The sequence below is a fragment of the Terriglobia bacterium genome (genome assembly GCA_020072845.1).
GTDB lineage: Bacteria > Acidobacteriota > Terriglobia > Terriglobales > Acidobacteriaceae > JAIQGF01.
This window is the reverse complement of record JAIQGF010000014.1, coordinates 192,950-200,762: the sequence shown is the minus strand read 5'-3', so window position 1 is coordinate 200,762 and position 7,813 is coordinate 192,950. Positions and strand designations below refer to the sequence as shown.

At 62.8% G+C, this 7,813-nt stretch carries 5 protein-coding genes; 1 reads left to right on the top strand and 4 read right to left on the bottom strand.

The features are described from left to right. A partial coding sequence (locus LAN70_15465) for a protein kinase (protein ID MBZ5512551.1) occupies positions 1–2,111 on the top strand: 2,111 nt, incomplete at its 5' end. 521 nt (positions 2,112–2,632) lie between these two features. Here the strand turns inward: LAN70_15465 and LAN70_15460 are convergent. The 4 genes from LAN70_15460 to LAN70_15445 form a co-directional block, all read right to left on the bottom strand. Then, the gene (locus LAN70_15460; GenBank protein ID MBZ5512550.1) at positions 2,633–3,304 is read right to left on the bottom strand and encodes a hypothetical protein; all 672 of its coding nucleotides are present in this window, start codon (positions 3,302–3,304) and stop codon (positions 2,633–2,635) included. A gap of 22 nt (positions 3,305–3,326) precedes the next feature. Further along, a complete protein-coding gene (locus LAN70_15455; GenBank protein ID MBZ5512549.1) occupies positions 3,327–4,676 on the bottom strand; it encodes a sigma-54 dependent transcriptional regulator in 1,350 nt (449 codons plus the stop codon). Next, positions 4,669–6,900 carry a HAMP domain-containing protein gene (locus LAN70_15450; GenBank protein ID MBZ5512548.1) on the bottom strand — a complete coding sequence of 744 codons (2,232 nt, stop codon included), beginning with the start codon at positions 6,898–6,900 and terminating at the stop codon, positions 4,669–4,671. The genes LAN70_15455 and LAN70_15450 overlap by 8 nt, the downstream gene beginning before the upstream one ends. Before the next feature lie 75 nt (positions 6,901–6,975). Next, positions 6,976–7,809, bottom strand: coding sequence for an endonuclease III domain-containing protein (locus tag LAN70_15445; GenBank protein ID MBZ5512547.1), 834 nt, complete (start codon positions 7,807–7,809; stop codon positions 6,976–6,978). Positions 7,810–7,813 lie beyond the last annotated feature (4 nt).

The following is a 7,813-nucleotide window of genomic DNA, read 5'->3' as shown; positions in this document are numbered from 1 at the left end:
ACTTGACCAGCCCGGGCACGGCACTGGGCACGATCGCCTACATGTCGCCGGAGCAGGCGCTGGGCGAAGACCTGGATGCGCGCACCGACCTGTTCTCCTTCGGGGTGGTGCTGTACGAAATGGCCACCGGCGCCTTGCCATTCCAGGGGACGACCTCGGCGGCGCTGTTCGACTCAATCCTGCACAAGCAAGCCGCCGGAGTGGCCAGCCTGAATGCGGACGTGCCGGTCGAGCTGGAACACATCGTCGGCAAGTGCCTGGAAAAAGATCGCGAGCTGCGCTACCAGACGGCGGCGGAAATCCGCGGCGACCTGCGCCGCTTGCAGCGCGACGGCAGTTCCAGCCGCTCTACGGCAACCCCGGCCGCGACCCCGGCTGCGCCGATCGCAGCGGCGGCCTCCGGGAGCGCCAAACGGATGCTCCCGCTGGTCGCCGCTGCGGCCGCGGTTGTAGCGCTGGTGGTTGGCATCTACATCGGCCGGCTCTTATTCCTGCAGCCTCCGCCGCCACCCCCGCTCTACCACCAGCTTACGTTCCGGCGCGGCAGCATTCGCGCGGCCCGCTTCGGGCCGGACGGCCAGACCATCCTGTACAGCGCCGCCTGGCAGGGCAATCCCAGCGACGTCTATACTGCGCGGCCGGAGGCGCCGGAGTCGCGTTCGATGGGATTGCCGCGAACCCAACTGCTGTCGGTCTCTTCCAGCGGCGAGATGGCGGTGCTGTTGAATGCGCACGCCATCGGGACGTGGGTGACTACCGGCACGCTAGCGCGGGCGCCTTTGATTGGCGGCGCGCCGCGCGAAATTCTCGCCAACGTGCAATGGGCCGATTGGAGCCCGGACGGAAAAGAGCTGGCCATCGTGCGCGACGTGAATGGCCGCAACCGCCTGGAGTATCCCGCCGGAAAAGTGCTCTACCAATCGGGGGGATGGATCGGGAGCCCGCGGGTTTCCCCACAGGGCGATCGCATTGCCTTCATTGACCATCCGCTGCAAGGCGACGACGGCGGTTCTGTGGCCGCGGTGGATCTGCAGGGGAAGAGAACGGTGCTTTCCGCCGACTGGTACACCGTGCAGGGACTGGCGTGGTCGCCGGATGGAAAAGAGGTCTGGTTTACGTCCAGCAAATCGGGGATCGACCGGACGCTATGGGCGGTCTCGCTTGACGGCAAGCAGCGCCTGGTGACGCGCATGCCGGGCACGCTGATGCTGCTCGACATCTTTAAGGACGGCCGGGTGCTGCTGACGCGCGCCAGTTGGCGCCGCGAACTGATGGCCATCGTCGGCAAGGATGCCAAGGAGCAGGACCTGTCCTGGTTCGATTACTCGTATCCCGGCGATTTGTCGGGCGACGGCAAGACACTGCTGTTCGATGAAGAAGGCAGCGGCGGTGGCCTGGCGTATTCGAAGTCGGGCGGTCTCACCTATGCGGTGTACGTGCGCAAGACGGACGGCTCGCCGGCGGTGCTGCTGGGAGAAGGCGCGGCGGTTGCGCTGTCGCCCGACGGTAAGTGGGCGGTTGCGCAGTCGCCTGGTTCTCCGGCGCAGTTGCGGCTGTTGCCGACCGGCGTTGGTGATGCCCGGGAACTCACCCACGACAACATCAATCACACCTGGGCGCGCTGGTTCCCTGACGGCAAGCGCATCCTGTTCTCAGGAAATGAGCCCAGCAGAGGCACACGCCTGTTCGTGCTCGACGTAGGCTCGGGCAAATCGCATGCGATTACTCCCGAGGGCCTGGTGAGCACCTCGTTCGCCATCGCGCCCGATGCAAAATTCGTTGCCGCCGTTGCCGGAGACGAAAAAGGCTACCTGTATCCGATCGACGGAGGAGATCCCAAGCCCATTCCGGGATTCGTAGCCGGGGAGCAGCCGATCACCTTCAGCAATGATGGCGGGTTATACGTTTACCAGCCGGGAGAATTACCGGCGCGCGTGTTCCGCCTGGATATGATGACCGGCCGGCGCTCGGCGTGGAAGCAGTTGATGCCGTCCGATCCGGCGGGCGTGGTGACCATCGGCCCGATCCTGCTGACGCCCGACGCCAAAACTGCGGTGTATGGCTACCATCGCACGCTGTCGGATCTGTATTTGGTGGATGGAATGAAGTAGGGGAAAGCTGTTAGCTGTTAGCTCATAACTCCTGGCGAAAATCTGGTCAGCCGTCCCTACGGGACTTCGGCGAGTTTAGCGCACCATTCCCGGCGCTGAAGCGCCGGGCTATTTTCATCCGCCCCTGCGGGGCTGAGGGGTAGCAGTTCCTTCTGATGGGCTTACCTCGGCGGCATTGCCCGCCAAAACGGCATGAAAGCACTGGCCGTCGGCGGCACCGATGACTAGTTCGAATCACGCTTGCTGATCGCGTCGACAAAAGTCCCATGTGTTGGTTGTCTATGGATGGCTGCAACTCCGGACCAGAATGAAACCCGTCCGGTACGGCGGAAACTCCGGACCAAAATGAAACCCGTCCGGTACGGACGAATGACAATAGCCCGGCACTTCAGTGCCGGGAGCAGGGTACGATGAGCGTCCAGTCCCGTAGGGACGGTTGAATTCAAGCTCGGGAGTGCTGCATGGCACACATCCATAATTCGGGTCTCGTTCACGCGTGGGCTTTTGCTTGAACAGGAGTTCTATTGCGAATCAAAGATTTCCCATTCTGCGAATACGTGATCAGGGTCCGCTGGCAGGCGGTAATGGGTGATCGAAGACGACCGGAGCGACACCGGAGACAGAGGATTGCGTGCGAAGAAATTGTGGAAAATATTCATTCTAAGCCGTTCGCCGTCCAGCAGTAGCAATGCAATCGCACTTAGGCTGGTGTTGGCCAGTCGCGTCGCCTTACGCCGTGGTCCGTGCCATCTTGCGACCACCGTTGCACCGCCTTCTGGAGCGGGTTCGGGCGTTATAAGAATGCTTTCAACCCCGTACATTGCCACCTTGATTGCGTAGGCATCGCAGATCTCAGGCCAGAGTTGTACATTGTCATACAGAACCAACAACGTCGGAATCTTGCCGCCAGACAATCGCTTCAATTGAGGCATGGCGCTATTTATCTTCGATCGAACCCCGTCGCCAGGTCTGCCATCATAGAAAGCGTCTGATTCGTCCAATTCATCGGGGGATTTGAGCAATGTGCGGCGTTCTGCCGCAGTAGCATCGAACTGCTTTACTTCTACGATGATTGCTGCATCTCGGTGCCGGACAAGGTAATCGGGGGTTTTCTCACTCTCAGGAACCACCTTTTCCACAACAACACAGTTGCTGTGGCAGAATTCCTCAAACAACTCCTCAGACTCCGTCAAGCGGTACTCTCTTCTTGACAAATCACTCCTTCACCGCAATCCCCAGCGTCTTCATCTTCCGGTACAGGTGAGATCTCTCCAGTCCCAGCACTTCCGCGGTGCGGCTGACGTTGCCGTGATTCTGGTCGAGGGTTTTCAAAATGAAGTCGCGTTCGTAGGCGGCCCGCGCCTGGTGCAGGGTGGAGAAGCCGTCGCCCCCGCGGCGCGAAGTATCGCGATAGACCAGCGGCGGCAGGTGCTTGCGGTCGAGTTTTGTGACCGCGGGGTTCATGATGACGATGCGCTCGATCACGTTTCTTAACTCGCGCACGTTGCCCGGCCACGAGTAGCGCATGAGCGTGTCAATGGCGTCGTCGGTCATCTCCTTGGTGCGGCGGCTGTATTGCGAGGAAAATTCCTTGAGGAAATGGCGCGCCAGCAGGGGCACGTCTTCCAGACGCTCGCGCAGCGGCGGGACGTAGAAGGGAATGACGTTCAAACGATAAAACAAGTCCTCGCGGAAATTGCCCTTGGAAATCTCCTCTTCCAGGTCGTGATTGGTGGCGGCGATGACGCGCGCGTCCACGGTGACCACCTCGTCTCCCCCAACCGGCGTGAAGCTCTGTTCGTCGAGGGTGCGCAGAACTTTCGCCTGCGTCTTCAGGCTCATGTCGCCGACTTCGTCGAGGAACAGCGTGCCCCCGTCCGCCTTCTGAAATTTTCCTTCCTTGTCGGCGCTCGCTCCGGCAAATGAGCCTTTGCGGTGGCCGAACAATTCGCTCTCGATCAGGTCTTCGGGGATGGCGGCGCAGTTGACCTCGACGAACATGGCCTCGTAACGCTCGCTTTCGGCGTGGATGGCGCGGGCGACGAGTTCCTTGCCGGTGCCGGATTCGCCGAAGATGAGCACGCGCCCGTTGGTCGGCGCCATGAGCGCGATCTGCTGGCGCAGCGCCTTCATCGGGATGCTCTCGCCGGCGATCACGCTCTTGGGCTGCTGGCGCTTGAGGTCGCGGTTCTCCACGCGCAGGCGGCGCGCCTCGGCCGCGTTCTTCACCAGGATGAGCGTCTTCTCGATGGAGAGCGGTTTTTCCAGAAAGTCAAAGGCGCCCAGCTTGGTGGCGCGCACGGCGGTTTCGATGGTGCCGTGGCCGGAGATCATGATGACCTCGGGCGAGGCATCGGATTGCTTGATCTTGTGCAGCGTTTCCAGGCCGTCCATGCCGGGCAGCCAGATGTCGAGCAGCACCACGTCAAACGGGCGCTTGTCGAGCATCTCCAGGCAGACCTCCCCGCTGCCGGCGAGCGCGGCGGTATAGCCTTCGTCCTCGAGCACGCCCTTGAGCGACTCGCGGATGCCGGGCTCGTCGTCGACGATGAGGACGTTATGCATGGGCCATCTGCGCCGGTTCGGCGGCGACCGGCAGCTCGACAATGAAGCGCGCGCCCACCGGCTTGTTTTCCTCGACACGAATGGTGCCGCGGTGGTCTTCCACGATGCGGCTGACGATGGCCAGCCCGAGCCCGGTGCCGCGCTTCTTGGTGGAGAAATACGGCAGGAACAATTTTTCCTTGAGCTCGTGGGTGACGCCGTGGCCGCTGTCGGCGATCACGATCTCGATGGCGTCGCGCGTCCCGGCCAGCGCGGTGCTGATGTCCACTTCGCGGATCAGAGACTCCTGCATGGCTTCGGCGGCATTGTCCACCAGGTTGGCGATGGCGCGCTTGATGGCCTCGGGATCGGCCATGACTTTCGGCAGGTCGGGTGCAAGCTGGGTGTGGACGCGGATGTTGTCGAGCCGCCCGTTGAACATGGCGAGCGCGGATTCCACGATGGCGTTGATGTCGGCGGGTTGCGGCTGCGCCTGCGGGAAGCGGGCAAACGTAGCGAACTCGTCCACCAGCGTGCGCACGGTTTCGACGGCGCCACCGATGGTCTCGGCGCAACCCTTGATCACTTCCAGCGACTGCGGGTCAGGCGGCGTGCCGCGCTCCAGGTGGCGGCGGATGCGCTCGGCGGAGAGCGCGATGGGGGTCAGCGGGTTCTTGATTTCGTGCGCCACCCGGCGCGCCACCTCGCGCCAGGCGGCCTGCTTCTGCGCCTTGAGCAGGTCCGATAAATCCTCGAAGACGAGCACGTAGCCGAGGCGCTGGCCTTCGTGCTGCAACGACGCAGCGGTCACCGCCGCGGTCAGATGGCGGCGCTGAAACGGGATTTCCATCTGGATGGTGGTGGAGCCCATGCGGTCGGCCTTGCGCAGCAGATGGCGCATCTCCTGCATGACGTCCGGCGGAAAGATGGAATCAATGCGTGCGCCCTCGTGCGAGCCGTTGCCCTCGGGCCACAGAATACGGTTGAGCGCGTTGTTGGTGTGGGTGATGCGGCGTTCGGCATCGAGAGACAGCACGCCGGTGGGAATGCTTTCCAGGATGGTTTCCATGTGGCGGCGGCGCTGCTCCAGGGCGGCGTTGGCATCGGCGAGTTCCCGGCTGGAGGCCTCGATCTGCCGGCGCGAGGATTCCAGCTCCTCCGCCATGCGGTTGAAGGAGCGCACCAGCTTGCCCAGCTCGTCGCCGGTATCCACGGCAACTCGGTAATCGAATTTTCCGCGCGAGATTTGCTCGGTTGCTTCCGCCAGCGCTGCCACCGGCCGGGTGACGAATTTGGAGAGGAACAGCGCCATCCAGGTGGAGGCGAACAGCACCAGCACGGTGAGCAGGAGCAGCAGTCCCATGTAGGTGCGGCGGACGAGCTTGCGCTGCTGCGCCAGTTCCATGTAACGGCGCTGGCTGGCTTCGATCTGCGCCATGGTGCGCGAGAATTCCGGCGGCAGCGGCATGCCGACCAGCACCCATCCGCCGCGTCCGCCCACCATCGCCGACCCCAGCATGTACTCGACGCCGTTCAGAGTGAAGGATTTGGGCAACGGCAGCAGCGTCCCCTGGTGCTCGCCGATGCGCTGGCGCACCATCGGCCAGGGCTCGGGCAGGTGGTACGCGGCCTCGGCTTCGCCGTCCAGGATGGCGACCGCGAAGCCACCCTGAAGAGGCGCGTCGTGGTGGCGGAAGATGTTGACCACCTGTCCGAAATCGCCTTTCTCAAACCCGCGCTGCGTAGGCGCCGCTTCGGCGATGGAGGTGGCTTCCGCCTTGGCGTTGTCCGCCGCGTAGCTGGAGAGCAGCGTTCCGACGCGCGCCGTGTCCTGGCGGACTTCCTCCACCGGGCGAGAGAACCACTTGTCAATCGAGCGGTTCATCAGCCCATACGCAAACATGAACATGAACAGCACCGGGCCGAACGACAGCACCAGAGCACCCAGCACCATCTTGGTGCGAAATCTCGAGCCCAGCACGCCTCCCCGCGTTTCGGCAAACAACTTGAGTAGAGTGCGCGCCAGCACGACCATGAGCGCCAGCAGCAGAAGGAAGATGAGCGAGGAGAGGGCGGAGAAGATCAGCGTCTGCTCGCTGGTGGTGGGGCGGAGGAACGTAAGATCGAATGCCTGCTGGGACGAAACTACAAACAACAATAGAAAGATGATGATCGCGAGAATGATCAGGGCAGTACGGCGCCGGCGCGAGCTTTCCTCGGAACGAATTGGCGCTTTAGCAGACAAAAGGAGCGGCCCCGCGACAGAAGCGCGTCATGCGGGGCGATAGGGACATTATAACGGGAGAACCAGCAGGGAAATTCAGCGAAGACGCGGCCGACGCGCGGGGGCTTGGGGCGTTAGCCGTGGCCCTCGAACCGGCAGGAACAGCCGCAGCGGGCACTGGTCGCAAAGCGCCTTCGACTTCAAACAAAAATTCTTTCCTACACCGACGATCAAACCGTGCATTTCGTTGAAGACCTGTGCGGTCGCGGTGCGACGAATGGTGCTCATGCGAGAGGGCGAGTGGCACGAACCTTCGGGAGAGGCCAGTGGCTGGTGGTCAGTAGCCGGTAAATGCGGGTCGCCTTCGCATTGCGCTACGAATTCGGGTGTGCCCAGGGCGCCTTCGAACAGGTTGCGAATGTCGTCGTAGGGCGCGTTCGGGGGGAGGATACGGTGGCGGTCGAGGATGCGGCGGGTGTAGGCGTCCACGACGAAAACCGGATGATTGCCGGCGTAGAGCAGGATGGAGTCCGCGGTTTCCGGGCCGATGCCGTTCAGCGCCAGCAATTCCGCGCGCAATTCGGCGGTGGGGCGGGTGAACATGCGCTGGAGAGAGCCGGCATGGCGCTCATCCAGGTAGGCGACGAAATTTTTCAACCGCGCCGCTTTTTGACGGTAATAACCCGCGGAGCGGATGAGCTGCTCCAGTTGCGGGAGCGGCGTGTTGCGAATTCCCCTGAGGCTAAGCACGCGCGCCCGGCGCAGTTGCGCCAAGGCCTTTTCGACGTTGGCCCACGCCGTATTCTGGGTGAGAAAGGCGCCGACGACGACCTCGAAGCGGCTCCGCGCCGGCCACCAGTGCTGACGTCCCCAGGCGCGAAACAGGGTCTGGTAGAAGGCGCGAATTGTTTCCGAGCGGGAAAGGGCCACAAAA

Coding starts and splice junctions, on each gene's coding strand:
- LAN70_15455 (MBZ5512549.1), bottom strand. CDS start 4,676: ATGCATAACGTCCTCATCGTCGACGACGAGCCCGGCATCCGCGAGTCG.